This is a genomic window from Myroides odoratimimus, assembly GCF_038039805.1.
In the GTDB taxonomy this organism is placed as follows: domain Bacteria; phylum Bacteroidota; class Bacteroidia; order Flavobacteriales; family Flavobacteriaceae; genus Flavobacterium; species Flavobacterium odoratimimum_B.
Genome location: NZ_JBBPHK010000004.1, coordinates 1 through 26,495 on the forward strand (window position 1 = coordinate 1; position 26,495 = coordinate 26,495).

The 26,495-nt window shown below is 33.3% G+C and carries 24 protein-coding genes and 1 tRNA gene; 14 read left to right on the forward strand and 11 right to left on the reverse strand.

Going from position 1 to position 26,495, the window contains the following annotated elements:
* Positions 1-114 precede the first annotated feature (114 nt).
* The 6 genes from AABL85_RS04860 to secA all read left to right on the forward strand — a co-directional run bounded on the left by AABL85_RS04860 (position 115) and on the right by secA (position 5,849).
* Positions 115-188 (forward strand) — tRNA-Arg (locus AABL85_RS04860).
* A gap of 72 nt (positions 189-260) precedes the next feature.
* A complete protein-coding gene (locus AABL85_RS04865; RefSeq protein WP_341309356.1) occupies positions 261-749 on the forward strand; it encodes a hypothetical protein in 489 nt (162 codons plus the stop codon).
* 120 nt (positions 750-869) lie between these two features.
* Positions 870-1,559 carry an ABC transporter ATP-binding protein gene (locus AABL85_RS04870; RefSeq protein ID WP_286413959.1) on the forward strand — a complete coding sequence of 230 codons (690 nt, stop codon included), beginning with the start codon at positions 870-872 and terminating at the stop codon, positions 1,557-1,559.
* Positions 1,560-1,725: 166 nt separating this feature from the next.
* Positions 1,726-2,301 (forward strand): cob(I)yrinic acid a,c-diamide adenosyltransferase, encoded by a 576-nt coding sequence (locus AABL85_RS04875; RefSeq protein WP_286413957.1) that lies wholly within the window; start codon positions 1,726-1,728, stop codon positions 2,299-2,301.
* A gap of 134 nt (positions 2,302-2,435) precedes the next feature.
* The gene (locus tag AABL85_RS04880) at positions 2,436-2,657 is read left to right on the forward strand and encodes a DUF2795 domain-containing protein (RefSeq protein ID WP_002986941.1); all 222 of its coding nucleotides are present in this window, start codon (positions 2,436-2,438) and stop codon (positions 2,655-2,657) included.
* 90 nt (positions 2,658-2,747) lie between these two features.
* On the forward strand, positions 2,748-5,849 hold the full coding sequence (gene secA, locus AABL85_RS04885; RefSeq protein ID WP_341309357.1) for a preprotein translocase subunit SecA: 3,102 nt from the start codon (positions 2,748-2,750) through the stop codon (positions 5,847-5,849).
* A 204-nt stretch (positions 5,850-6,053) separates the two neighbouring features.
* Here secA and AABL85_RS04890 read toward each other — a convergent pair whose 3' ends face one another.
* From AABL85_RS04890 to AABL85_RS04905, 4 genes are all read right to left on the reverse strand, one after another.
* The gene (locus AABL85_RS04890; protein ID WP_341309358.1) at positions 6,054-7,133 is read right to left on the reverse strand and encodes a peptidylprolyl isomerase; all 1,080 of its coding nucleotides are present in this window, start codon (positions 7,131-7,133) and stop codon (positions 6,054-6,056) included.
* A 6-nt stretch (positions 7,134-7,139) separates the two neighbouring features.
* Entirely contained in the window at positions 7,140-7,691 is a 552-nt protein-coding gene (gene gldI / locus AABL85_RS04895; protein WP_286413952.1) for a gliding motility-associated peptidyl-prolyl isomerase GldI, read from the reverse strand.
* Positions 7,684-8,706, reverse strand: coding sequence for a DHH family phosphoesterase (locus tag AABL85_RS04900; RefSeq protein WP_286436915.1), 1,023 nt, complete (start codon positions 8,704-8,706; stop codon positions 7,684-7,686). Before AABL85_RS04900 ends, gldI begins: the two co-directional genes overlap by 8 nt.
* An 85-nt stretch (positions 8,707-8,791) precedes the next feature.
* Positions 8,792-9,475, reverse strand: coding sequence for a Crp/Fnr family transcriptional regulator (locus AABL85_RS04905; RefSeq protein WP_041889350.1), 684 nt, complete (start codon positions 9,473-9,475; stop codon positions 8,792-8,794).
* Between the two features lie 117 nt (positions 9,476-9,592).
* Here AABL85_RS04905 and AABL85_RS04910 point away from each other — a divergent pair, with 117 nt between their 5' ends.
* The 8 genes from AABL85_RS04910 (at position 9,593) to AABL85_RS04945 (ending at position 18,863) form a co-directional block, all read left to right on the forward strand.
* Positions 9,593-11,983, forward strand: a complete 2,391-nt coding sequence (locus AABL85_RS04910) for a heavy metal translocating P-type ATPase (protein WP_341309359.1) — start codon at positions 9,593-9,595, stop codon at positions 11,981-11,983.
* Between the two features lie 76 nt (positions 11,984-12,059).
* The gene (ccoS, locus tag AABL85_RS04915) at positions 12,060-12,266 is read left to right on the forward strand and encodes a cbb3-type cytochrome oxidase assembly protein CcoS (protein WP_341309360.1); all 207 of its coding nucleotides are present in this window, start codon (positions 12,060-12,062) and stop codon (positions 12,264-12,266) included.
* A gap of 6 nt (positions 12,267-12,272) precedes the next feature.
* Complete coding sequence (gene ccoN / locus AABL85_RS04920; protein WP_286413941.1) at positions 12,273-14,453, forward strand: cytochrome-c oxidase, cbb3-type subunit I; 2,181 nt, start codon at positions 12,273-12,275, stop codon at positions 14,451-14,453.
* 19 nt (positions 14,454-14,472) lie between these two features.
* A complete protein-coding gene (locus AABL85_RS04925; protein ID WP_006257102.1) occupies positions 14,473-14,679 on the forward strand; it encodes a CcoQ/FixQ family Cbb3-type cytochrome c oxidase assembly chaperone in 207 nt (68 codons plus the stop codon).
* Positions 14,676-15,653, forward strand: a complete 978-nt coding sequence (locus AABL85_RS04930; RefSeq protein WP_341309361.1) for a cbb3-type cytochrome c oxidase N-terminal domain-containing protein — start codon at positions 14,676-14,678, stop codon at positions 15,651-15,653. The genes AABL85_RS04925 and AABL85_RS04930 overlap by 4 nt, the downstream gene beginning before the upstream one ends.
* 603 nt (positions 15,654-16,256) lie before the next feature.
* Positions 16,257-17,690: a cytochrome c oxidase accessory protein CcoG gene (ccoG, locus tag AABL85_RS04935; RefSeq protein WP_341309362.1), complete on the forward strand. Its 1,434-nt coding sequence runs from the start codon at positions 16,257-16,259 to the stop codon at positions 17,688-17,690.
* An 18-nt stretch (positions 17,691-17,708) separates the two neighbouring features.
* Positions 17,709-18,167 carry a FixH family protein gene (locus AABL85_RS04940; RefSeq protein WP_286413934.1) on the forward strand — a complete coding sequence of 153 codons (459 nt, stop codon included), beginning with the start codon at positions 17,709-17,711 and terminating at the stop codon, positions 18,165-18,167.
* Between the two features lie 3 nt (positions 18,168-18,170).
* A complete protein-coding gene (locus AABL85_RS04945) occupies positions 18,171-18,863 on the forward strand; it encodes a sulfite exporter TauE/SafE family protein (protein ID WP_341309363.1) in 693 nt (230 codons plus the stop codon).
* 222 nt (positions 18,864-19,085) lie between these two features.
* Here the strand turns inward: AABL85_RS04945 and AABL85_RS04950 are convergent, their stop codons facing one another.
* The 7 genes from AABL85_RS04950 to bshC form a co-directional block, all read right to left on the reverse strand.
* Entirely contained in the window at positions 19,086-19,709 is a 624-nt protein-coding gene (locus tag AABL85_RS04950; RefSeq protein ID WP_341309364.1) for a WbqC family protein, read from the reverse strand.
* Between the two features lie 8 nt (positions 19,710-19,717).
* On the reverse strand, positions 19,718-21,310 hold the full coding sequence (gene lepB, locus AABL85_RS04955; RefSeq protein WP_341309365.1) for a signal peptidase I: 1,593 nt from the start codon (positions 21,308-21,310) through the stop codon (positions 19,718-19,720).
* A gap of 36 nt (positions 21,311-21,346) precedes the next feature.
* On the reverse strand, positions 21,347-22,051 hold the full coding sequence (gene dapB, locus AABL85_RS04960; protein ID WP_341309366.1) for a 4-hydroxy-tetrahydrodipicolinate reductase: 705 nt from the start codon (positions 22,049-22,051) through the stop codon (positions 21,347-21,349).
* 12 nt (positions 22,052-22,063) lie between these two features.
* Positions 22,064-22,651, reverse strand: a complete 588-nt coding sequence (locus tag AABL85_RS04965) for a DUF5683 domain-containing protein (protein WP_341309367.1) — start codon at positions 22,649-22,651, stop codon at positions 22,064-22,066.
* On the reverse strand, positions 22,651-23,556 hold the full coding sequence (locus AABL85_RS04970; protein WP_286413923.1) for a ParB/RepB/Spo0J family partition protein: 906 nt from the start codon (positions 23,554-23,556) through the stop codon (positions 22,651-22,653). Before AABL85_RS04970 ends, AABL85_RS04965 begins: the two co-directional genes overlap by 1 nt.
* Positions 23,557-23,585: 29 nt before the next feature.
* Complete coding sequence (locus tag AABL85_RS04975; RefSeq protein ID WP_006257090.1) at positions 23,586-24,350, reverse strand: ParA family protein; 765 nt, start codon at positions 24,348-24,350, stop codon at positions 23,586-23,588.
* A gap of 212 nt (positions 24,351-24,562) precedes the next feature.
* Positions 24,563-26,152, reverse strand: coding sequence for a bacillithiol biosynthesis cysteine-adding enzyme BshC (gene bshC / locus AABL85_RS04980; RefSeq protein WP_341309368.1), 1,590 nt, complete (start codon positions 26,150-26,152; stop codon positions 24,563-24,565).
* Positions 26,153-26,495 lie beyond the last annotated feature (343 nt).

The window sequence follows — 26,495 nt, forward strand, 5'->3', positions numbered from 1 at the left end:
AACTGAATAGCGCATCTGATTACGGCTCAGAAGGTTGCAGGTTTGAATCCTGCCGTGGTCACTAAAGTCTTGATTCAAATCAAGACTGTGATAGAAATAAATAAAAGAATTAACGGCCGCGTGGCGCAACTGAATAGCGCATCTGATTACGGCTCAGAAGGTTGCAGGTTTGAATCCTGCCGCGGTCACTAAAAGCTTCTCATTTGAGAAGCTTTTTTTATTTATATGTATTTTTGTAGAAGAATCTTTACTATAATGGGATGACTAAGAAAGAGAACTATTTTAGATATTGGTGGAAGTCAAGTAATGAACATGGGGTACACTCTCCGTTTATATTTAATTTACTGACTAAAGGATTATATCCTAAAGATAGCAGATGGAGAGGAATGGCTAAGAAAGATGCTTTTATGTTGCGCATGCTAAGCTATTATCAACCTCAGTCTCTCGCTGTACATGGAGTCTTCTCTGTGGAGGTGGCTTGTGCTGAATCACTGAATGAATCTTCTGATGTAGTAGATATGATCTATATGTCTAGTGTTAATGACGTCAATATAACTAAACTACGTACTCGAATGCATAATGATAGCGTCCTTGTGATTGATAGAAGAGAAGGACGAGAAGATGTGGAGGCTTTATGGAAACAGATTGTGTTAGATGAAGGCTTCAGTGCTACGGTAGATTTCTATTATTACGGTGTGGCATTTGTTAGATCAGAGCAATTAAAACAACATTTTATTCTACGTATGTAATAGTTTCTATCAGATAGTTAGCACGTAGATGTATTATTTCTAGTAATTTATTTATCTTAGAAGAGTCTTTCGGATCGTCAGATAAGATAATGAACTAAAAGCATAACTAAACTATCTATTATGTCTACTCATATTATTCAAATAAAAGATATTAAACGCGATTTTAAATTAGGCTCTGAAACAGTATATGTGTTGAAAGGTGTAAATTTAGAAATAGCAAAAGGAGATTATGTTGCTCTAATGGGGCCCTCAGGAAGCGGCAAGTCTACCTTGATGAATATATTGGGGTGCTTAGATACACCTACTTCGGGTAGCTATTACCTAGATGGTAAAGATGTTAGTGCTCTAAAAGATGATCAATTAGCAGAGATTCGAAATAAGCATATCGGTTTTGTATTCCAGACTTTTAATTTATTGCCTAGAACAACAGCGTTAGACAATGTAGCGTTACCTATGGTGTATGCTGGCAATTCTAAAGCAGAACGCAATGCACGCGCAAAAGAAGTGCTAGACCAAGTGGGATTAAGTGATCGTATAGATCACCATCCTAATCAACTCTCAGGAGGACAGAGACAGCGTGTAGCTGTAGCTCGTGCTCTAGTGAATAAGCCAGCTATTATATTAGCTGATGAGCCAACAGGAAATTTAGATACTAAGACTTCTGTAGAAATAATGAGTCTATTCGATGAAATACATGCGAATGGAAATACTGTTATACTAGTAACGCATGAAGAAGATATAGCTGCGCATGCACATCGCATCATTAGACTTAGAGATGGTGTGATAGAAAGTGATGAACGTATTAAGTAGATGTTGATATTTGATGTTTAAAAGTAACTAGCTTTAGGGATAGCATTGTTTTATTTAGTGAGTATAAGTCTTCAACTAGAAATAATAGCTATTTGATTAGAGAATAAATATTATACAATTCTTTTTTTGTTGTACTTTGTGAGTTAATTAAACCAAGAGCAATATTATGAAAGTATATACAAAAACTGGAGATAAGGGAACAACAGCGTTATTTGGCGGTACACGTGTACCAAAACATCATATCAGAATAGAAAGTTATGGTACTGTAGATGAATTGAATTCGTATATCGGTTTAATCCGAGATCAAGAGATGAATCCCTTGTATAAAAAAGTATTGATAGAGATTCAGGATAGATTATTCACTGTGGGAGCTATATTAGCAACTGATCCAGAGAAAGCAATTTTGAAAAATGGAAAAGAAAGACTAAATATTCCAAAAATAAGTGTGGCGGATATAGAGCTGTTAGAAAATGAAATTGACCGTATGGAAGAATCATTACCACAGATGACTCATTTCGTTTTGCCAGGTGGACATACTACTGTGTCATATTGTCATATTGCAAGATGTGTTTGTCGTAGAGCAGAGCGTTTGTCAGTGAGTCTGAATGAGTCAGAGCCTGTAGACGAGTCAGTTTTAAAATATTTAAACCGACTTTCTGACTATCTTTTTGTGTTGGCACGAAAGTTGACTTTTGATTTACAGGCTGAAGAAGTGAAATGGATTCCAAGAAAAGAAGACTAAAAAAGTGTTATTTTTCTTAAAATCTGTAGATTTTAAAAAGCTACGTTCTTGAAAACAGCTGAAATAAATAAAAAAAAGCTTGATAATTTCATAATAAAAATTATTTTTGCATTAAAAATTTAAAACGAATAGAGATGTATTGGACATTAGAATTAGCATCTTACCTAAGTGATGCTCCATGGCCTGCGACGAAAGATGAGCTTATTGATTATGCAATTAGAACAGGTGCTCCTCTAGAGGTAGTAGAAAACCTTCAATCTATAGAAGATGAGGGAGAGATCTATGAATCAATGGAAGAGATATGGCCAGACTATCCGACTGACGAAGATTACCTTTGGAACGAGGATGAGTATTAAGATATAGATAAGAAAAAAGCCTCTAAAAAGGCTTTTTTTTTATTTAATTTTACGATTTGACAGTAATAAAAAAATAAACCACATAAATTTATGAGTATCATAAACAGCATATTAAAGGTGTTTGTAGGAGATAAATCAGAAAGAGATATCAAAGACATCAAGCCTTTAATTGAGAAAATAAAAACGTATGAAGGAGCTTTATCTAGCCTTTCAAACGATGAACTAAGAGCGAAAACAATTTACTTCAAAGAAAAGATACAGCAGTCTAGAGCAGATCAAGATGCTAAAATCGCTTCTTATAAAGAAGAAATTGAGAAAACGCAAGATATCGATAAGAGAGAGTCTATCTACGCTAGCATTGATAGCTTAGAAAAAGAGGCTTATAACAACTCTGAGAAATTGCTATTGGATATTCTACCAGAGGCATTCGCAGTAGTAAAAGAAACAGCTCGTCGATTCAAAGAAAATGAAACAGTAATCGTTACTGCAACAGAACAAGATAGAATCTTCGCAGAGACTAAACCTTATGTGACTATCGTAGAGGATAAGGCACACTGGGCTAATACCTGGTCTGCAGCAGGAAAACAAGTTACTTGGGACATGATTCACTATGATGTACAGTTAATCGGAGGAATCGTATTACACCAAGGTAAAATTGCTGAGATGCATACAGGGGAGGGGAAAACATTAGTAGCAACTTCACCATTGTACTTAAATGCATTAACAGGAAATGGAGTTCACTTAGTAACAGTGAATGATTACTTAGCAAAACGTGATAGTCAGTGGAAAGCTCCATTGTTCGAGTTCCACGGAATGACTGTTGATTGTATTGATAATCACCAACCAAACTCTCCAGGTAGAAAAGCGGCTTATGCAGCAGATATTACATACGGTACAAATAACGAATTCGGTTTTGATTACCTACGTGATAATATGGCACATACTCCAGAAGAATTAGTACAGAGAAAACACAACTTTGCAATCGTGGATGAGGTGGATTCTGTATTAATCGATGATGCTAGAACGCCATTGATTATTTCTGGACCTGTACCACAAGGAGATCGTCATGAATTTAATGAATTAAAACCAGAAGTAGCTAACCTAGTAGAGATGCAAAGAAAGCTAGCTAACGGATTCTTAGCAGAAGCTAAAAAATTAATTCGTGAAGGAAACACTAAAGAAGGTGGTTTCTTATTGTTTAGAGCATATAGAAGTTTACCTAAGAATAAAGCGTTAATTAAGTTCTTAAGTGAAGAAGGAGTAAAACAAATACTTCAAAAAACAGAGAACTACTATATGCAGGATAACAATAGAGAAATGCATAAAGTAGATGAGGCTTTATACTTCGTGATCGAAGAAAAGAATAATCAAGTACAGTTAACGGACTTAGGTATTCAATTCTTATCAAAAGATACAGATCAAAACTTCTTTGTACTTCCAGATATCGGTGTTGAAATCGCTAAGATCGAAGCGCTAAACTTATCTAAGGATGAAGAGGCTGAAGCAAAAGAAGTATTGTTCCAAGACTTCGGAGTGAAAAGTGAGCGTATCCACACTTTAAGCCAGTTATTAAAAGCTTATACTCTATTCGAAAAAGATACAGAGTATGTAGTAATGGATAACAAAATTATGATCGTAGATGAGCAAACAGGACGTATCATGGATGGACGTCGTTACTCAGATGGATTACACCAAGCTATCGAGGCTAAAGAGAATGTGAAAATTGAAGCAGCTACTCAAACATTTGCTACAATTACATTACAGAACTACTTCCGTATGTATAACAAACTAGGAGGTATGACTGGTACGGCGATTACAGAAGCAGGTGAGTTCTTACAGATTTATAAATTAGACGTTGTAGAGATTCCTACAAATAGAGGTATTGCTCGTCATGATAAAGAAGATAAGATTTATCGTTCGGTACGTGAGAAATTTAAAGCAGTAATCGAGGATGTAGTAGAGTTATCAAATGCTGGACGTCCAGTGTTGATCGGTACAACATCAGTTGAAATTTCTGAGTTATTAAGTAGATCATTGAAAATGCGTGGTATTAGACACAATGTGTTGAATGCTAAATTGCATAAACAAGAGGCTCAAATCGTAGAAGAAGCAGGACAGTCAGGTATCGTAACTATTGCTACAAACATGGCAGGTCGTGGTACGGATATTAAGCTTTCTCAAGAAGTAAAAGACTTAGGAGGTCTTGCTATCATCGGTACTGAGCGCCATGACTCTCGTCGTGTAGACCGTCAGTTAAGAGGTCGTGCAGGTCGTCAAGGGGATCCAGGTAGCTCACAGTTCTATGTGTCACTTGAAGATAACTTGATGCGTCTATTCGGATCTGACCGTGTAGCTAAATTAATGGATAGAATGGGATTAGAGGATGGAGAAGTTATCCAACACTCTATGATGACAAAGTCTATAGAAAGAGCTCAGAAAAAAGTAGAAGAGAATAACTTCGGTATTCGTAAGCGTTTATTAGAATATGATGACGTAATGAATGCACAACGTGAAGTAATCTATAAACGTAGAAAGCATGCCTTATTCGGAGAGCGCCTTAAAGTGGATATCGCGAATATGATGTATGACCTATGTGAGCGTATTGTAGAAACTAACAAATTAGCTAGTGACTATAAAAATTACGAATTTGATATTATCCGTAATTTCGGTACGAACAATGTAGTTAGTGAAGAAGAATTTGCAAAAGGCGATGTAGTTGCTATCGCTAATAAGCAATACGATATCGTTTATAATGCTTATGCTGATAAATGTAAACGTAGTGCAACAGAAGCATTCAAAGTGATCAAAAATGTTTATGAGAACAATGCAGGTCAGTTTGAGCGTATCGTAGTTCCTTTTACAGACGGTGTTAAAACGATTAATATCGTAACTAACTTAGAAGAAGCTTATGCTACTGAAGGAATGTCATTAATTAATGATTTTGAGAAAAACATTACTTTGACTATCCTAGATGAGGCATGGAAGAAGCATTTAAGAAAAATGGATGAATTAAAGCAATCTGTTCAGTTAGCTGTGCATGAGCAAAAAGATCCATTGTTAATCTATAAATTCGAAGCATTTGAATTATTTAGAAAAACTATTTTCGAGATTGATTCTGAGGTAATGACATTCTTGACTAGAGCAGATTTACCACAACAAGAACAACCAGCAGAAGAGGTATCTGAAGCTTAAAAATAAATATTTCATTATAAATGATGTGAAATAAAAAAGACGTGTTTTAAGCACGTCTTTTTTCGTTTCTATAGATTTGTAGTTAGGAATGTTAAATGGTTTTATACAGTACTAAATGCATGAATACGAAATGCTATGGTATGTGCAAATAAAAAAGGATTGACGTATGTCAATCCTTTTTGTAATTTTAAATATATTGGAATATTACTTTTCAGTAGTCATTTCTAATTGGAAAACTAAATCAGTGTTAGGAGGGATAGGACCAACTCCACGTTCTCCGTAAGCTAAATGAGCAGGGATAAAGATAATTGCTTTGTCTCCTATTTTCATTTGTTCTATTCCTTCAATGAAACCAGGTATTAAACCTGTTTTAGTTCCGTATTTAAAAGGAATTGGAATATATTGATTAGCGTTAGCTCTTCTTTGATCAAAAGTACCGAAAAGCTTAGATAATTCCTCGTTGCTTGAATCAAACATAAGTCCATTTTCAAAGAATCCTGCGTAATCAATCATAACGTCTTGTCCGATATTAGGCTTTTTCCCTTCTCCTTCGTTAATGATAACATAAGATAGACCAGAGTGTGTTTTAGTAGCTTTTGCTTTTAATTCTGCGAATTTAGAAGCGTATTCTTTTTGGGCACCTTCTACTTTGTCTGCTTGATCCTTTTTAGCTTTGTCAGCGTCTTCAAAGTATTTTTTAAACACTTTAACTGCGTTGAATTTTTTAGCTTCTTTTCCTACTCGAATGATTTTTACAGACTCCATCTTGTCTCCTTGAGTGATAGAGTTAACAATGTCAAGACCTTTTACAGTATATCCAAAAACTGAATGCATTCCATCTAAATGTGGAGTAGCTTTATGTGTAATAAAGAATTGACTTCCGTTCGTAAAAGGTCCACTGTTAGCCATAGATAAAGTACCTGCTTTATCATGTTTTAAACTTGGGTCAAACTCGTCTTTAAATACATATCCTGGTCCACCAGAACCTGTACCTGTAGGATCTCCACCTTGTATAACAAAATTGGGTTCTACTCTATGGAAAGTAATACCGTCAAAATAAGGTTTGTCTTTATATTGTTTATCAACAAAAGGGTTATTACCTTCTGCTAATGAAACGAAATTAGCAACTGTTACTGGTGCTTTTTCATATTCTAGTTCTACAACGATATTGCCTTTTGATGTTTTGATATCAGCATATAAACCATCTGGTAAATCTGTTTTCGCTGAAGTACAAGAAGCAGCTAATGCTACAATACTTAGAATTAAACTTGTCATTTTTTTCATATTATTTTAGTTACTTTTTTCTATTGATTTTAGATCTATAGTGAATATTAATGGTTGGTTTTTACCTATTTTGTTTCTGTCTCCTAGATAGCTGTATGCTAGTATAGAAGGACTAAGTACTTTTATAGACTCATTCTTTTTCATGAGTTTTATTGAGTGTCTTAATATAGGAAGGATGTCTTCTTTATCTACTACATAAGATAGTACCCCTATATCATTAGTAGAATACAATAAACTATCTTTTAATGTACTAACTTCGTAAGTGTACATGATAGTATTACCTTCTGACGGTCTGATAGAGTCATGTATTTTTCTTTCTTTATAACTGTACCAAAAACCGTTTTTAGAATTTATATATGTGTTTTCTTTATCTGTTTCTATGTATTGGCTTATGAGTTCTTCTTCACTTTTAACCATATCCATATTTTTCAAAGCAGAGCTTTGTATAATACTTTCTTTTGACTTCGATATCGGTTTTCTTGCTTCTTTATCTTGATTACAACTAGTAGCAAAAACAGCAAATAATGCTAAACTTAGAAACTGAATAGATTTATACATAGAATTCTTTTTTATGCTTTTTAATGATGTCTGTAAATCTTGTTATGGTATCTTCTAAAGATAAGGTTGATTTACCACCCGCTGCATTTACATGTCCTCCACCTTCGAAATATTTACGAGCTAGTTGGTTCACATCCATATTACCTTGTGATCTTAGTGATATTTTTACAATTCCTTCATCTTTTCTTTCAATAAAGAAAAAGGTTAAATCAATTCCTTTTATCGATAAACCATAGTTAACAAAACCTTCTGTATCTCCTTTTTGATGTTGGAATTCATTAAGTTCTTTATCAGTTAGGAATATATATGATGTGTTGTATTCTGGTAAAATGACCATGTTTTGTAACGCTTTACCTAACAACTGTAATCTGTTATAATTACTATTGTCGAATAAAGCATTGTGTATAGCAGGGTTGTCTATTCCTTTATCTATAAGTTCTGCTATAACACGATGGGTATTAGCGTTTGTTTTAGGAAATCTAAATGATCCAGAATCAGTTACAATGCCTGTATATATACAAGTAGCAGCATCTTTATCAACTAAATGAGTTAGTTTTAATCTTTGTATAATAGTATATAGTAGTTCGCATGTAGATCCAAATTCAGGGTTAGAGAAGGTTAATGCAGCATAGTCACCAGGCATTTGGTGATGATCTATCATTACAAATGGAGCGGTCATTTTTTCAAGAACTTTTTCCATTTCTTCCCCTGTTCTTAATAGAATATTAAAATCTAATGTGAATATGTAATCACTAGAAGAAAGAATCTGATTAGCTAGTTCTTTTTTCTTATCAAAGATTATAATGTCTTCACTGGCTGGCATCCAAGCAAGGAAGTGAGGAAAGTCATTAGGAGATATAATATATGCTTCATGTCCTAAAGCTTTTAAAACATGATATAATCCTAAGGTAGAACCAATGGCATCACCATCAGGGTTTCTATGAGGGATAATACTTATCTTTTTTGGCGAGCTTAAAATAGATTGAAGCTGCTCTATATATTTTTCATTCATCATGTTGCGAAAATACATTATTTTAAGAATATTAAATAATGATATCTAAGTTTAAATGATAAAAAGTTACGTTAAAGAATGAATGATATTATTGAGCTAATGCTTTTAGTTCGTTTTTGTCTTTTAGAATGATCTTTTTACCAGATAATTCTATTATACCATCTTTTTTAAGTTCTGATAATAAGCGAATACAACTTTCTGTAGCAGTACCTACCATATTAGCAAGATCTTCTCTAGACAGTTGAATATTCAGGGCATTATTTTCAGGATTAATCCCTCCAACTTCTTCTAGTTTTAGAAGTATGATAGCAAGTCGTTCTTTAACTGTTTTGTGTGTATGGTCAGCTAAGCCTTTATCTGCATCTTTTAAGTGGTTACAGATATCTCTGGTGACAAGTAGAGAGAACTTATTGTTATCTGTGAAGTATTCCATCATTTCTTTTTTAGGAATAAAACAGATTTGCATGTCTTCAATTGCTGTTGCAGTAAGATTTGATGTCTCTTCATTAATGATAGAGCGTTGTCCTAAAAGGTCACCATTTTTAGCAAGCTTAACAATTGTGTCTTTACCATTAGAGTTCAGTTTTGTCAATTTACAAAAACCGTCTTTGATACAAAATACGCCATTAAGGTTATCGCCTTCAGTAAAGATGGTTTCTCCTTTTTTTACGATAAAGTGCGTTTTAGTTTCAGATATTGTTAAAAGCTCTTCTCTAGTTAATGCTTTTAGAGAACTAAATTCTCTAATAATACACTGTTCACATCTGCCCATGACCAAGTAGTTTTTGTTAAAATAACTCTACAAATATAGTGATTTTTTATGATAAATGTCATATATTCTCCATTATTAAACGTAGACCTTTGGTATAGGTAAAATGAGCAATAATTTATGGATAAGAATAAGTGTTATCACTGTGGTAATGAGGTGACTACTTTTAACCGCATTGACTTCGATGATAAAGAGTTTTGTTGTAATGGGTGTAAGACAGTTTATGAGATTTTTAGCGAGAATGATTTAAGCTGTTATTATGACATGGAGACTACTCCAGGTGCTACTCCAGAAGAAGCAAATGGGAAGTATGATTTTTTAGAAAAAACAGAAATTATTAACAAGCTTCTAGAGTTTAATGAGGGGACAACTAATATTGTTTCTTTATATATTCCACATATCCACTGTAGTTCTTGTATTTGGATATTAGAGAATCTGCATAGGCTAAATGAAGGAGTGATTAGGGTATTGGTTAATTTTCCTGAAAAGAAAGCGACTATTACATTTAATTCGGAAAAAGTATCTTTAAAGGAACTGGTGCTATTGTTAACTAAGATTGGTTATGAGCCTTATATAAGTTTGAAGAACTATGAAGATAAACCTCAGGCTATAGATAGAAGCTTAATTTATAAAATAGGGATAGCATTCTTTAGTTTTGGGAATGTTATGATGCTTTCTTTCCCAGAATATTTTAATATTGATGATATCTGGATGAGAGAATATAAGGATTTTTTTAGATGGCTTATATTACTTATTTCTTTACCTGTCTTTTTTTATTCAGCTTCTCCTTACCACTTAGCTGCTTGGAAAGGTATTAAAACAAAAAACTATACTATTGATATTCCTATGTCTTTAGGGATTATAGTTATGTTTATCCGTAGTACTATAGATATTATATTTGATTTAGGTCCTGGTTTTTTTGATAGTATGACTATGTTAGTTTTCTTTATGTTATTAGGAAAACTGTTTCAACAACGCACTTATAACTTCTTGTCTTTTGAAAGAGATTATAAATCCTATTTTCCTATTGCAATTACTAAGATGGGAGAGGATGGAGTAGAAGAACCTATTCAAGTCTATGAAGTTGTAAAAGGGGATCGTCTTCTGATTCGTAACCAAGAACTAGTACCTGTAGATTCAATATTAATTTCAGAATCAGCGTTTATTGATTATAGTTTTGTAACAGGTGAAGCTGTTCCTGTAGAAAAGAAATCAGGAGATAAAGTTTTTGCAGGAGGAAAACAAGTCGGAGACGTTATTGAGATAGAGGCAGTGAATACGGTTTCTCAAAGTTATCTAACTCAGTTATGGAGTAATGACGTCTTCCAGAAAAAAGTAGATATTAAGTATAAAACTATAACAGATACGATTAGTCATTATTTTACCCCTGTATTGTTGCTGATTTCTATATCTGCTTTTATAGGCTGGGCTTTTGTGGATATCAATGCTGCTTTTAATGTGTTTACAGCAATTCTAATCGTAGCCTGTCCTTGTGCGCTAGCTTTGACAGCTCCATTTACTTTAGGAAATGCTATTCGTATTTATGGTCGAAATAAGTTCTATTTAAAAAATGTTACTGTCGTAGAACAAATGGCAAAGGTAAATACCATTGTGTTTGATAAAACGGGTACGATTACTACCAATGCAAGTTCAACTATACAGTATGTGGGAGAAGAGCTGTCTAAAGAAGAACAAGGTGATATTCGAAATATTATTAGAGCGTCTAATCATCCTTTGAGCAGGAAACTGTATAATTTTTTGTCTACAAAGGTGGTTGTTAAACCAGAGATATTTGAAGAAATACCAGGAAAAGGACTGTTAGGTACAATAAATAAGAATAGTTATCTAATAGGATCTCCTGGTTTATTAGGAATTCAAAGTGAGCAAGTATTAAATGAAACAGCAGTTCATATACAAATTAATGGGGAGTACAAAGGGAAGTTTGTATTTGCTAACCACTATAGAGAAGGTATTACAGAATTGTTTGAAAATTTAACAAATATAGGATATAAATTAGTTATTCTATCGGGGGATAATGATGGTGAGAGAAAGGTGTTGGAAAAACTTCTTCCTAGCTCTACTTCGTTGGTTTTTAATCAGAAGCCAGAAGAGAAATTGGAATATATCAAAAAAATACAAGAAGAAGAAGGAAATGTAATGATGGTAGGGGATGGTTTAAATGATGCAGGTGCATTAGCTCAAAGTAATGTAGGAGTATCTGTTTCTGAGAATGTTAATGTTTTTACTCCTGCAAGTGATGCTATTCTAGATGCGAAAATGTTTAAATATTTAAAATCGTTCTTAAATTATTCAAAGAAATCTGTTAAAATTATCAAATTAAGTTATATCTTAGCTTTGAGCTATAATGTGATTGGTATTACAGTGTCTATAATGAACAAAATGTCTCCATTAGTAGCGGCTATATTAATGCCAATAAGCACTGTTTCTATAATAAGCTTTGTAACAATTATGAGTAATTATTTTGCAAGGAGAATTATAAAGAAAGATTAAGATAAAAAGCCAAATATGATAGTTATCATGTTTTAAGGTATTAGATAATGTTAATTTTGACAAGTAAATATTAGGTATGAGTGTTATATATTTCTTAATTAGTATCAGTGTAGTAGTAGCTGGTATATTTCTATACTTATTTATACGGTCAGTAAAAAGCGGTCAGTTTGATGACGCGTATACACCTTCAGTGCGTATGCTTTTTGATGACGAAGTGAAAATCACTTCAAAAGAGAAGAAAGAAAAAAAAACATATAATAAACAAAAAGAAAATCAAATATAAACAACTATGGAAGTGCAACAATTTTATTATGACAACAAAATTGTAAAGAAATTTCTTTATGCTTCAATATTTTTTGGAGCTGTCGGAATGCTTGTAGGATTAGTTTTAGCAGTGATGTTTATATTTCCTAACTTAACAGATGGAATATCTTGGTTGAGTTTCGGGAGATTGCGTCCATTGCATACTAATGCTGTGATTTTTGCGTTCGTTGGTAACGCAATTTTCGGTGGAATATACTATTCTTTACAAAGGTTATGTAAAGCCAGAATGTACAGTGACTTTTTAAGTAATCTTCACTTTTACGGATGGCAATTAATTTTAATTGGTGCTGTAATTACCTTACCATTAGGTTTTACAACATCGAAAGAGTATGCTGAATTAGAATGGCCTATTGATATTGCGATTGCAGTGATTTGGGTAACATTCGGTGTTAATATGATTATGACGATAATCAAAAGAAGAGAGCGTCATATTTATGTTGCAATATGGTTCTACTTAGCGACTTTTGTTACCGTAGCAGTATTACATATCTTTAACTCATTAGAGTTACCTGTAAGTGCATTTAAATCTTACTCTGTGTATGCAGGGGTGCAAGATGCATTAGTACAGTGGTGGTATGGACATAATGCGGTAGCATTCTTTTTAACTACACCTTTCTTAGGGTTAATGTATTATTATTTACCAAAAGCTGCGAATAGACCAGTTTATTCTTATAGACTATCTATTATTCACTTCTGGTCTTTAATTTTCTTATACATTTGGGCAGGTCCTCACCACTTATTGTATTCAGCATTACCAGAATGGGCTCAAAACTTAGGAGTTGTGTTCTCAGTAATGTTAATTGCACCATCTTGGGGAGGTATGATCAACGGTCTTTTAACTCTTCGTGGAGTTTGGGATAAAGTTAGAGTTGATCCAGTATTAAAATTCTTCGTAGTAGGTATTACAGGATACGGTATGGCTACTTTTGAAGGACCAATGTTATCTCTTAAAAACGTAAACGCTATTGCTCACTATACTGACTGGATCGTAGCTCACGTACACGTTGGAGCGTTAGCTTGGAACGGATTCATGACATTTGGTATGGTGTACTGGTTAATTCCTAGAATGGTTAAAACAGAGCTTTATTCTAAAGCAGCTGCTAACTTCCACTTCTGGATTGGTACATTAGGTATTATCTTATATACTATTCCATTATATGTGGCAGGTTTCTCTCAACACTTAATGTGGAAAGACTTTAACCCTGATGGAACTTTAAAATATGGTAACTTCTTAGAGACAGTTACAGCTATTATGCCAATGTATGCAATGCGTGCTATTGGAGGTACATTATATTTAGCAGGGGTATTAGTATTGATTTATAATATCTATAAAACTGTAAAAGCTGGTCAACCAGTTCAAGATGAATTAGCTGAAGCACCTGCATTACAAAGAATTTCTGCTGGTAGATTAAAAGGAGAAGGATGGCATACTCATTTAGAGAGAAGACCTATTCAATTTACTATTTTAACTACAGTAGCTATCTTAATTGGAGGATTGGTACAGATTGTTCCTACGATATTTGTTAAGTCAAATATTCCTACAATTACAAGTGTTAAACCATATACTCCTCTAGAATTAGAAGGTCGTGACCTATATATTAGAGAAGGTTGTGTGGGATGTCACTCACAAATGATTCGTCCTTTCCGTTCAGAAGTTGAAAGATATGGTGAGTACTCAAAATCAGGTGAATATGTTTACGATCACCCATTCTTATGGGGTTCTAAGAGAACAGGTCCAGATTTATTTAGAGTAGGAGGTAAATATTCTGATAGTTGGCATTATAACCACATGTATGACCCTCAGTCAACATCTCCAAATTCAATCATGCCTGGATATAAATGGTTATTTGCTAATAAAAATGCAGACTATTCAAACATAGAAACTAAAATGAGTGTGATGAGAACTTTAGGAGTTCCATATACAGATGAGGATATTGCTAACGCAAAAGCTTCTATAAAAGCACAATCTGAAGAGATTGCTAAGAATTTAGAAGGAGATCCTGACTATGTTAAGTCATACGAGGACAGTAAAAAACGTGCACAAGCAAAAGGTGAAGAGTTTATACCTATGAGTGATCGTGAGATCGTAGCAGTGATTGCTTATCTACAACGTTTAGGTACCGACATTAAAAAGGTAGAAGAATAATATTTTAAAATGAATCAATATGCTAAAATTCATTAAACATAATATGGAAACAATAGGTGGAGTGGAGATATTCCCTATTATATCACTTATTATTTTCTTTACATTCTTTGTTGGACTTTTCGTGTGGGTTGCTACTTATAAGAAAGACACAATAGAAGAATTGAGCAATATGCCATTCATGGATGATGAAGAGCACAATGTTGATAGTAATTCACGAAAATTATGAAAAAGTTTTTTCCAGTATATGTAAGAGTTCCTCTTCTATTTGCTATTTTCTTTTTAGCGATAGAATGGTTAGTAGGGGGGGATAGTGATAAACCGGCTTTTGTAGAACATCCCGTTGTTCTAATATTATTAGGTTTATTCTTGTTCGCATTGATTGCTGTTGAAATTGTAGCATCTGCAACAAACAAGATTTTGGATCGCTTAATGACTCCTGAAGAGAGAGCTCTAAAACAAAAAGAAGCTAGTCGTCCATTAAGAGATGCCCCTTGGGTAAAACGCTTAATGCAAAAATTGACTAACACTAAAACAATTGAGCAAGAAGGCGATATCATGATGGATCATGATTATGATGGAATTAAAGAGTTAGATAATGATTTACCACCATGGTGGGTTGGACTTTTCTATGTAACTGCAATTTTTGCTGTAATCTATATGTTGAGATATCACGTATTTGATGCAGATAATCAAGTTGCTGAGTTTGAAAAAGAAATGATTGCTGCTAAAGAACAAGTTGAGGAGTACAAGAAAAACGCTCCTGATATGTTAACAGCTGATCAAGCAGTGTTCTCTGACGATCCAACTGTATTAGCTGCTGGTAAAGCACTTTTTGATACTAACTGTGCTGTATGTCATAAGAATGACGGTGGTGGAGCTATTGGACCTAACTTAACTGACGACCATTGGATATTAGGTGGAGGTATGAAAAATGTCTTCAATACAATTTCTGAAGGTGGACGTCCTGGAAAAGGAATGGTGCCTTGGAAGTCAAATTTCAAACCATCTGAAATTGAAAAGTTAGCTTCTTATGTTATTTCTCTTAATGGTACTGTTCCAGCAGAGGCTAAAGCTCCAGAAGGAGATATCGTATGGTCTAAAGCAGAATTGACAAAAGGAGATGCATCAGAAGAAGGTGCGAAAGAAGAAACTTCAGAAGAGGTTGCTGTAGACGCAGAAACTGTTGAAGTAAAGAATTAAAATAATATAGTCTATGCTAACTTATTAGTATAGACTGGTAAAAAGAATAGAGGGCTAAGGTTGACAATTTAGCCCTCTTTTATACCAATTATTTTCTATTAATTAAGAGGTGTTGACTTATTTAGCTTATTGTTGTTAATAAAGATGTTATATGTAGTATTATTATCATAAAAACAATGCATATTGAGAGCATTTTTCGTACCTTTCTAGTATAAAAAAGTTTATGTCTGTCAAGGTTCTATTTAGTTATTAAATGAAGACTTGGTAGAGTTAAACTGTTTAAAGGAGTAGGTATTTAGAAGTGATTATGCTTTTTTGAGCTTGATAAATATAGGTGTTGATATAACAGTAGATGAGAAGTAAATCTTATCTTTTTAATAAGTGAATAGGATTGTTTGTGTTTTTTACTTTGGTTAGGGAAAGCGGAACAGTTAGATATATTTCAGATTAAGAGAATAAGGAATCTTTTAGGCGACAATAATTAAAAGATTTCTGACAGATTATCTGTCAAGAACTTGTGCTTAAGCACTATTATAAACTAACATAATAAGAATAGAGTATAAGTAGTTTATTGCTTTATTACTCATTGAAAAACATTTTACTATGGCTACAATACATGATGAGAGTTTCCGTGACTCCATAGGTACAATTGACAAAGATGGTAAAAGAGCTTGGATCTATCCTAAAAAACCTTCGGGCCCTTTTTATAATAAACGTAAGATCGTAAGTTACGCTCTTATATTGTTTCTTTTTGCTGCGCCATTTATTAAGATAAATGGGAACCAGTTTTTATTGTTTAACGTAATAGATAGAAAGTTTAATATTTTTGGTTTTCCTTTCTGGCCACAGGATTTTTATCTTGTAGTAATATCTATGATTATAGGGGTAGTTTTTGTTACCCTATTTACAGTTTCATTTGGTCGTATATTTTGTGGTTGGATCTGTCCTCAAACGATTTTTATGGAAATGGTTTTTAGACGTATTGAATATTGGATTGATGGTGACAGAGGGGCTCAAATGCGTTTAGATAAACAGCCTTGGACTTCTGAGAAGATTAGAAAGAGAGTCTTAAAATGGTTTATATTCTTTGTTATTTCCTTTTTGATTGCTAATGTTTTCTTAGCTTATATTATTGGAAGTGATGTCGTTCTTCAGATGATGAAAGACGGACCAGCAGATCATATGGGACGTTTTATGGGATTGATCATATTTACTGGAGCTTTCTACTTTGTATTTACATGGTTTAGAGAGCAAGTATGTGTTATTGCTTGTCCCTATGGTAGATTACAAGGAGTATTATTAGACAACAAATCTATAATTGTAGCTTATGATCACGTACGTGGTGAAGCAACAAACGGAAGAGCTAAGTTTAAAAAAGGAGTTGATAGAGTAGCCGAGGGTATTGGAGATTGTATTGATTGTAAACAATGTGTAAATGTATGTCCTACAGGTATTGATATACGTAACGGTACTCAGTTAGAGTGTGTGAACTGTACGGCTTGTATTGATGAGTGTGATCATATGATGGAGAGTGTTGGTTTACCTACTGGTTTAATACGCTATGCATCTGAATCTGAGATATCAGAAGGTACTAAGTTTAAGTTTAGTCTACGTCAGAAAGGTTATGTAGCTGTTCTTTGTATCCTAATGACTATTTTGGTAGGGTTATTGTTCTTAAGAACAGATATTGAAGCTACTGTGCTTCGTGTTGCAGGTCAAACTTATACACACGTCACTGTAGATGATAAAGAGAATATTAGAAACATTTATACCTTTAAGGTAGTAAATAAAACGATGAAGGATTTCGAGAATGTAACTTTCAAGTTGTCTTCACCAGAAACGGGAGTTATTACTTTAGTAGGGAATGCAATTATAAAAGTGGATAAAGAAGGGTATGCAGAAGGAACTATGTTTATAGATGTTCCGCAGTTCTTGTTAGAAAGTCATCGTACAAAAGTTAAAATAGAGGTATATGAAGGGGATAAGTTGATTCAAACAACATCAACAAACTTCTTAGGCCCTAGAACATTGGATTAATATTAAAATTTGTTAGGTATGAAGTTTAATTTTGGAACAGGTATTGTTATTGCTATGGGGATTTTTATGGTCTTCATTCTGCAATATGTTATAAGAGTACAGATTGATAGTAAATATGATAATGAATTAGTTACTGAAAATTATTATCAACAAGAAATAGAAGTAGATGGTAAACACGATAGGGAAGTAGCAGCATTGAAGCTTGCGACTCCTGTGTCTATTGAGTCTACTAAAGCTGGAGATATATCTATTGTATTTCCTTCAGATTTTGACGCAAAAAATATTACAGGTAAAATATTCCTATACAGACCGTCTAACCAGAAATTAGACTTTGATATGCCTATATCTCTGTCTTCTTCCAATTTGCTCATACCTAACAATGCTTTGGTAGACGGTCGTTGGGATATTGCGGTAGAATGGTCTTATAATGGAGCAGATTACAGAAATAAACAAAGTTTAACTGTAAAAAAAGATTAATTAGTGATTACAGCTCTTATTTTTGGACTGATTAGTAGTTTGCATTGCATTGGTATGTGCGGTCCTATAGCTATGATGTTGCCAGTTTCTAAGAGTAACGGTACTAAAGCTATGCAGATATTCACCTATCATTTAGGAAGAATATCTGCATATTCTATTTTAGGACTTGTTTTTGGGATGTTTGGTAAGGGGCTTTACTTAGCAGGACTACAACAGCAGATGTCTATAGTAGTTGGGATCTTAATGATTGTCTTTATATTAATACCACAAAACAAGCTTGGTAACTTTGGCTTTTTAAAACCTTTTTACTTTGTAGTGAGTAAGATTAAAACTAAACTAGGAGGTCAGTTTAAAAAACAGAATAAAGGAACATTGTATTTTATTGGTTTTTTTAATGGCTTTTTACCATGCGGTATGGTTTATGTCGCATTGTTTGGTGCATTAGCTACACAGAGTGTATCTATGGGGATGCTATATATGGCTCTATTTGGAGTAGGAACTATTCCTTTGATGAGTTCTATTATTTATGTTAGAGATATGTTTTCTCCTAAAGTAAGAAATGGTATTATGAAGTATTACCCTTATGTTATTGTAGTCTTTGGAATGTTGTTTATTATACGTGGTTTAGGACTGGATATTCCTTTTCTATCTCCAGATAATTTAAATCTTTTTGTGAGAGGAGAGGCTGATTGTTAGTTGAATACAATTTGTTTTAAATAAATTGTATAAAATGATGTGACTTTTTTCAGAATTATTGTCTTAAGTGTATAACGATAAAGTCATCAACGATTTTTAATGCTATGAAAAGGAAAAGATATGTTGATTGTTTGTTACTTATAATTTATCGTTATAGTACTTAAAATAAAAGTATAAAATTGCGCTATGAAAGAAAAAAAGCTGACCATTGGTCAGCTTTTTTTATATGCTTAGTGACTGCTTTTTAAGATAATCGATAGCATGTCTTCCTTCATTGAATAATAAGTCCAGAATGCTTAGGTTGTTTAGGTAGCCATGTTTTTCATCAAAAACTTGGATGTATGGTGTATAGATATTAGTATCTTTTTTACCATTTATTAAAGTTCTCAAATCAGTAATGTCATTGCTTACCTCTTTATGGTAGTCTTTAGTTTGTTCATAAGGGAGGTCTATCCCTAAACAAGAACATAATACTTCATGTATTTGAAGGTTAAGATCTAACATAAACTCTGGTTTTCCTTCAAAAATAGGACGAATTTCATCTTCAAAGTACTCGAAGTAAGGAGAAGTTCTATAAGCTGCTTCTAGGCTTTTAAAATGCTGTTTTTGCCAGCCAAAAGCATGCTCTATTCTTACATCCTTATATTTTTGTTTAGGTTCTTCTGAGTGTTTGATTGGAATATTTAGCATTTGCTTTCCATTAGCACTGTAAATGAACGCTCTATTTCTATTGGTTTGTTTTTGAAAGTTATCTTCCATCTCAAATGTTATTTTGTCTGCTTGTAGCATAGCTACAAAGTGACTGATAGAAGGGAAGTAACTAGGATGAATAATTATGTTATTCATGTTTTATTTTAATATTTCGAATTCTTTTTTTCTTTTCTCTTTTTGTAAGTATTATAACCTACTAAACCTATCACGGCTACTAAGAAGTAAGGGAAGTAAGAAGTCTGTTTACCATTACCATTTACTGTGGTAAACATTCTATCCCAACGAATCTTATCTAATGCTTTTGACCATGGAACGTATTGATCTAAACTTAACCACACAAAAACGGGTTTTCCAACAATATGGTCTTCAGGTACAAATCCCCAATATCTACTATCTTCAGATCTGTTTCTATTGTCTCCCATCATGAAGTAATAATCTTGTTGGAAAGTGTATTTATCTGTAGCTACGTCGTTGATATAGATTTTATTATCTTTAATTTCTAATTTATTACCTTCATATACCTGAATAACTCTTTGATACATTGGGAAGTTATCTGCATTTAAAGTAACTGTCTCTCCTTTAGCAGGGATATGTAGAGGACCTAAGTCATCATTTGTCCATGTTTTTGAGTTATGAGGGAATATTACATTAGCATACGCTGCTTGAATATACGCTTTAGCTTCTTCTGGATATCCTTTTGTAACACTTACTATTTGAGACATAGACTTTAAAACTTCAACATTCTCATCTGTTAATGCAGCGAAGATTAGAGTTTTCGGATCATTGTTAAAGTACTCAATACCCTCTCTTGTATCTAGTCGTTTTACTAAAGCATTAAGATCTAAAGGTGTACCGTCTGTTTTTACAGTATAGGTGTTCTGTAATCTAGCACGATCATTTAGTTTTAGTTTCTCATTATTGATGTAAACATCACCATTAACTAACGAAATGTTTTCTCCTGGTAAACCTACAGCTCGTTTAACATAGTTTGTTTTCTTGTCGATTGGTTTATCAACAGCAGGTCTTCTAAGTGGATCGTTGAACTGATAAACAGTATCAGTTGGCCAGTTGAACACGACGATATCGTTGTGTTGTATCTTTTGAAAACCAGGTAATCTAAAGTATGGTAAATGTGGTTTCTTTAAGTAAGAATTTTTCTTTGTAAATGGTAAAGTATCATGTACCATTGGTAACGCTACTGTAGTTATAGGAGTTCTTGCTCCATAATGAAACTTACTTACGAATAAGAAGTCTCCTACTAATAAGGTCTTTTCTAAAGAAGATGTTGGTATTGTATAAGGTTGGATTACATAAGTGTGAATCACTGTAGCCACTACAACTGCAAATAGAATAGAACTAACAGTTTCGCCTGAGCTTGTAGCTGCTTTTGTGCTTCTGTTTTCTACATATTTTACATCGACAGCATAGTTGATATAATAGATATAAAGACCTAGTGTTACTACTCCTAGTATAGTGTCTACTGTTTTGTTTTTTCCAAAGCTTCTCAGTGTCTCTACCCAAACTACTGGAAACATGATTAAATTCACAATAGGTACAAACAATAAGATAACCCACCATCTAGGACGGTTAATGATTTGCATTAAGACCACAGCATTATATACAGGCACGATAGCTTGCCAGCTTTTCTTTCCAGCTTTTACGTATAATTTCCAAGTTCCAAGAAAGTGTATAACTTGTACTAAAAGAAAAAACAAAAACCATTGAGACATTGTCATAGTTTAGTATTGTTTAATGATTATTAGTGAAGATAATTATTTTTTTAAATTCAGAACATCTTTCATAGAGAATATTCCTTTTTTATTTTGTATCCATTCAGCAGCTACTACTGCTCCTAGAGCAAAGCCTTCTCTATTATGAGCTGTGTGCTTTATCTCTATTTGATCGATAGGAGAGTCATAGAATACACTATGTGTACCAGGTACGCTATCTATGCGTTTTGCGTCGATATGTATCTCATTAGCGTCTGGGGTATCTAGTGTCCATGCTGTATAGTTTGTATTCTCAATAATGCCATTAGCCAAAGAAATAGCTGTTCCACTAGGAGCATCTAACTTTTGGGTATGGTGTATTTCTTCCATAGATACTTTATAATCATTAAGATTATTCATCATCTTAGCTAAATAGCTATTTAGCTCAAAGAATAGGTTTACTCCTAAACTAAAATTAGATCCATATAAAAAAGCACCATTGCTTTTTGTACATAGATCTACCATCTTATCATATTCTTCTAACCAACCTGTGGTACCCGATATAATAGGGATATTTAGTTCAAAACAAGTTGTAATATTCTGTACAGCAGCAGAAGGTACACTGAAGTCTATAGCTACATCTGCATCTTTTAGCCCTTCGTAAGTATCAGAACTTCTTTTGCGAAGTGCTATTTCATGACCTCTTTCTATGGCAATTCTCTCGATGATTTGACCCATTTTGCCATATCCTAATAAAGCAATTTTCATTGGATAAATATTTTAAAAGCGATATTCTACATTTATCGCGTATTGGAACTGATTTTGATTCTGAAGATTCATTCTGTCTATCTCAAAGGCAGGCTTAATAGTCAAGTTCTCATTAACGTTGAACTGCATCAAGTGAGCATCTACGTTAGCGTCTATGATACTTAGAACATAAAAACCAACTGTGATTACTACAGATAAATCTCTATTACGTCTATAGAACTTTTGAGCTTCTAATATACGATCATTGTCTAATCCTCCAAAAGTAGGGTCGTTAGGATCGTTAACACCTTGTAGACGTTTTTTATATTCGTCTCTATATCTATTATACTGTTTTTGGTTATCCATCCAGAAGTATGTAGGTATTCCTATACCTGCGTATACTAATGGTACTTTCCAATATTTCTTATTATAGATTTGACCTACTCCAGGAATAACAGAGGCATAAAATGCCGCACGAGAAGGAGCTACAGGATCTAAAGGTTTATATTCTGCAGATTCTTTTTTCGTAGTAGGTACATCTTCTTCATTTACAGACTGCGCATAGGTGGGGTGACAGACTGCTCCTATGAAGAATAATAGGATTAATAACTTGTGTTTCACTAATTTTCTAATAGTTTGATAATACGATTTAAGTCTTCTTCAGAGTGGAAAGGAATAGATATCTTCCCTTTTCCATTATTAGAAACTTTAATATCTACTTTTGTTCCAAAGAATTGTCCGAATGATTTCGAATAACTTTCAGGAACATTAAATTCTGTATTTTTCTTAGGTAGAGCAGGTGATACTATACCTCTTAGTTGTTCTTGATATTTTTTTACGATAGCCTCAGTTTCTCTCACAGATAAGTTTTCTGTGATGATTTTGTGATAGATATCTGTCTGTACATCTAAGTCTTCTATATTAATAATCGCACGACCATGTCCCATAGTGATAAATCCGTCTCTTATTCCTGTCTGGATGATAGGGTCTAGACGCAATAGACGCAAGTAATTAGCGATAGTAGAACGTTTCTTTCCTACGCGGTCACTTACTTGTTCTTGTGTTAGATTTATTTCTTCCATTAGACGTTGATAGGATAGCGCTATCTCGATAGGATCTAAATCATGACGTTGAATATTCTCTACTAAAGCCATCGTTAGAGACTCATTGTCATTCGCTATACGGATGTAAGCAGGCACAGAGTCTAGACCTACTATTTTAGAAGCTCTTAAACGACGTTCACCAGAGATTAATTGGTATTTATTGAATTCAATTTTTCTAACTGTAATAGGTTGTATTACACCTAATTCTCGAATACTCGTAGCTAATTCTTGTAAAGACTCTTCGTTAAAGTTCGTTCTAGGTTGGAATGGATTTATCTCAATAGAGTCTATGTCTAGCTCTATAATATTGCCGATTACTTTATCTGCATTATTATCTTCAATTGATCTAATATCGTTATCCGGATCTTTTAATAGAGCCGATAGTCCTCTTCCTAAAGCTTGTTTCTTAATTGCCTTTGCCATAATATTCTAAATAATAATTCTAGAGAAGTCTAACTATTTTTTCGAATAATTTCTTCTGCTAGATTGATGTAATTTGTAGCTCCTTTACTTGTAGCATCATAGTTAATGATACTCTCACCAAAGCTAGGTGCTTCACTTAATTTTACATTTCGTTGGATAATAGTATCGAATACCATATCGTTAAAATGTTTCTGTACTTCCTCTACCACTTGATTAGACAAGCGTAAGCGAGAGTCGTACATCGTTAATAACAATCCTTCTATATCTAAATTAGGATTGTGTATTTTTTGAACACTTTTAATTGTGTTTAATAATTTACCAAGACCTTCTAATGCAAAGTACTCACATTGAATTGGTATAGCTACAGAATCTGCAGCTGTCAACGCATTTAATGTAAGTAGACCTAAAGAAGGAGCACAGTCGATGATTATATAATCAAACTTATCTTTGACAGATTTAAGCGCTTCTTTAAGCATGTATTCTCGGTTTGGTTTATCCACCAACTCAATTTCAATAGCCACTAAGTCAATGTGGGCGGGGATTAGATATACATTCGGAGCTGTACATTCCACAATCGCTTCTTCTGGCGTATTACTGTGCTCTAATATTTCATAAGTACCGATCTCTACTGAGTCTACATCGATTCCTAATCCTGAGGAAGCATTGGCCTGAGGATCTGCGTCTATGATAAGTACTTTTTTCTCTAGTGCTCCTAATGAAGCAGCAAGATTAACTGATGTTGTAGTTTTTCCTACACCACCTTTTTGATTAGCAATAGCAATGATTTTACCCATTTTACCAAAAGAATGTTTTTATAATTGGTAAAAATACGATTATTTGCGACTCTACGAAATCTTATTTATCAACATTTCCCTAAAAACATTAAAATTCAATATCTTATAAAAATAAATGCCATCTGTGTTGTAAATGGCATTTATTCACTAATATGTTTGTTTTAATCTAAATATGTCTATGTAATAGTTAATATACTAGTTTTTGCTTTGTATTATAAAATGACGATGTCAAATTCATGATTTAACGGCTCTAGTTGTGTAAATAGAGTTTTGATCAGATGATCACCATATTCTTTGTAATATACAGAGAAGTTTGTGATGCGCTCTTGTAGACTATTATTAGGGAATAATTCATTCTGTAATAATGTAATGCGCTCTAGCTTGTCAGCGTGATTTCTTTTCTCAGCGATACGCAGTCTTTTCTCTAAATTGTCTAACCCTTTTAGTTGTTTAACTTTCTGAGCATTCACCGCTCCGATAAACGATTTATCTGTTTGTAAAGCTATTTCTTCTAGTGTTTTAAACTGCTCTTCTAAGAATCGACGTTGCTGTTCAAAATCAAATTGAATAGAAGAGAATTCTTTCGTTTTCGCATTGATTAAGAGACTTTGTTTCATGAACATATCTTTCCAAGAGAGCTCTAGTTTATCCATTTTCTCTACTTGTTTAGAAGTTGCTAATAATACTGAATTTCTCAGTAATAGCATAGGGAAAGTGATATTGTGTAAATCAAACACTTTCTTCAGTTCTAACCAGTATGCCAATTCTCCTCCACCTCCAGTATAGCATAGGTTAGGCAATATTACTTCTTGATATAACGGTCTCAGTATCACATTAGGACTAAAGCATTCAGGGTGATTCTCTAGTTCTGTAAGTATTGCTTCTTTAGTGAAGGTGATCGACGTATTATTTACCTTATATACCTCATCTTCATAGATAATTCTTTCTCTAAGATTATCCTGTATATAGAATAAGTTGATATCACGAGGATTCACTTGTATGAAGTATTCTGATAGTGTATCATAGCTTTTTTCAACTTCTTTGATAGCACTCTGATGAAGTAATTCTTCTTTAATATGAGGAGCAAATAATTTTTTTAATTCTGCGTCATCACCATCTATAATTACCAGTCCATACTCTGCGAATAGTTCATTTGCTAAGTAACGTGTAGCATCTGTTAGATTGTCATGTTTGAGATAAGCATTTTCAAATAGTTCTTTTATATAGGTAGCATTACTACCTACTCCTATATGAGATTGGAATACTTCATATACTTTATCCAGACCTTCAGTACTTAACCGCCCTACTGGTCCTTTGCTCTCTCTGTTCCAGCAAATCACTTTTTCTTCAAATACGAAGTGATTAATTTCTTCGAAGTCATGATCTTCTGTTGCCATCCAGTATACTGGGACAAAGTTTTCGCCTGGGTATTTAGCTTTCAGTTCTTTGGCTAAATTAATAACCGATATAATCTTGTACAAGAAGTATAATGGACCCGTAAATAAGTTTAACTGGTGTCCAGTCGTAACTGTAAATGTGTTTTCTTTCGCTAATGCATTTATATGTTCTAAAGTCTTCTCAGAAGTCTTTGTGTTTTTATATTGACTTAACAACGCCTGACAGAGTACACTTCTGTGTTCTATCGGATAGTTAGCACGCTTCTCGTCTAACTGTTGTTTAAAGTTTTCTATAGTAGGAAAGTGATTATATAAGTGTTTTAGATTAGCCTCTTGATTGAGGTAATCTACCATTAGTTTTGAAAAATAGCCCGCGTTCTGAAACGTAATTTTGTCTAAAGGCATAGTGTTTATTTTTTGCTAATTTAAATTATAAATTAAAGAGTTATATATAAACCAAAGTTAATTCTATAAACATTTTTACCTGTAATGTTAGGTTTGCTCTTTCTCTGAATAGACTGTTTAGTTATAAAAGATTAAATTATTTAGTGTTTTTCCAATATCGATTAATACTTGATAAATAAGAATCTGACAATTTTGTAGCTGAATTTCATTGTTTTAATATCTATTTAAATTTAATTATTGTTAATAATTGATTTTTAATGGTTAATTTTTGTTTTTATTTTACATACGAGTTATTTAATATGTTTTTTTATGTGTTAATTGTTATTATTTTAACGATATTTGT

Coding starts and splice junctions, on each gene's coding strand:
- secA (WP_341309357.1), top strand. CDS start 2,748: ATGAGTATCATAAACAGCATATTAAAGGTGTTTGTAGGAGATAAATCA.
- ccoN (WP_286413941.1), top strand. CDS start 12,273: ATGGAAGTGCAACAATTTTATTATGACAACAAAATTGTAAAGAAATTT.
- bshC (WP_341309368.1), bottom strand. CDS start 26,152: ATGCCTTTAGACAAAATTACGTTTCAGAACGCGGGCTATTTTTCAAAA.
- AABL85_RS04925 (WP_006257102.1), top strand. CDS start 14,473: ATGCTAAAATTCATTAAACATAATATGGAAACAATAGGTGGAGTGGAG.
- AABL85_RS04950 (WP_341309364.1), bottom strand. CDS start 19,709: ATGAATAACATAATTATTCATCCTAGTTACTTCCCTTCTATCAGTCAC.
- AABL85_RS04940 (WP_286413934.1), top strand. CDS start 17,709: ATGAAGTTTAATTTTGGAACAGGTATTGTTATTGCTATGGGGATTTTT.
- gldI (WP_286413952.1), bottom strand. CDS start 7,691: ATGTATAAATCTATTCAGTTTCTAAGTTTAGCATTATTTGCTGTTTTT.
- AABL85_RS04900 (WP_286436915.1), bottom strand. CDS start 8,706: ATGATGAATGAAAAATATATAGAGCAGCTTCAATCTATTTTAAGCTCG.
- AABL85_RS04890 (WP_341309358.1), bottom strand. CDS start 7,133: ATGAAAAAAATGACAAGTTTAATTCTAAGTATTGTAGCATTAGCTGCT.
- ccoS (WP_341309360.1), top strand. CDS start 12,060: ATGAGTGTTATATATTTCTTAATTAGTATCAGTGTAGTAGTAGCTGGT.
- ccoG (WP_341309362.1), top strand. CDS start 16,257: ATGGCTACAATACATGATGAGAGTTTCCGTGACTCCATAGGTACAATT.
- AABL85_RS04975 (WP_006257090.1), bottom strand. CDS start 24,350: ATGGGTAAAATCATTGCTATTGCTAATCAAAAAGGTGGTGTAGGAAAA.
- AABL85_RS04880 (WP_002986941.1), top strand. CDS start 2,436: ATGTATTGGACATTAGAATTAGCATCTTACCTAAGTGATGCTCCATGG.
- AABL85_RS04870 (WP_286413959.1), top strand. CDS start 870: ATGTCTACTCATATTATTCAAATAAAAGATATTAAACGCGATTTTAAA.
- AABL85_RS04910 (WP_341309359.1), top strand. CDS start 9,593: ATGGATAAGAATAAGTGTTATCACTGTGGTAATGAGGTGACTACTTTT.
- AABL85_RS04930 (WP_341309361.1), top strand. CDS start 14,676: ATGAAAAAGTTTTTTCCAGTATATGTAAGAGTTCCTCTTCTATTTGCT.
- AABL85_RS04970 (WP_286413923.1), bottom strand. CDS start 23,556: ATGGCAAAGGCAATTAAGAAACAAGCTTTAGGAAGAGGACTATCGGCT.
- lepB (WP_341309365.1), bottom strand. CDS start 21,310: ATGACAATGTCTCAATGGTTTTTGTTTTTTCTTTTAGTACAAGTTATA.
- dapB (WP_341309366.1), bottom strand. CDS start 22,051: ATGAAAATTGCTTTATTAGGATATGGCAAAATGGGTCAAATCATCGAG.
- AABL85_RS04905 (WP_041889350.1), bottom strand. CDS start 9,475: ATGGGCAGATGTGAACAGTGTATTATTAGAGAATTTAGTTCTCTAAAA.
- AABL85_RS04865 (WP_341309356.1), top strand. CDS start 261: ATGACTAAGAAAGAGAACTATTTTAGATATTGGTGGAAGTCAAGTAAT.
- AABL85_RS04875 (WP_286413957.1), top strand. CDS start 1,726: ATGAAAGTATATACAAAAACTGGAGATAAGGGAACAACAGCGTTATTT.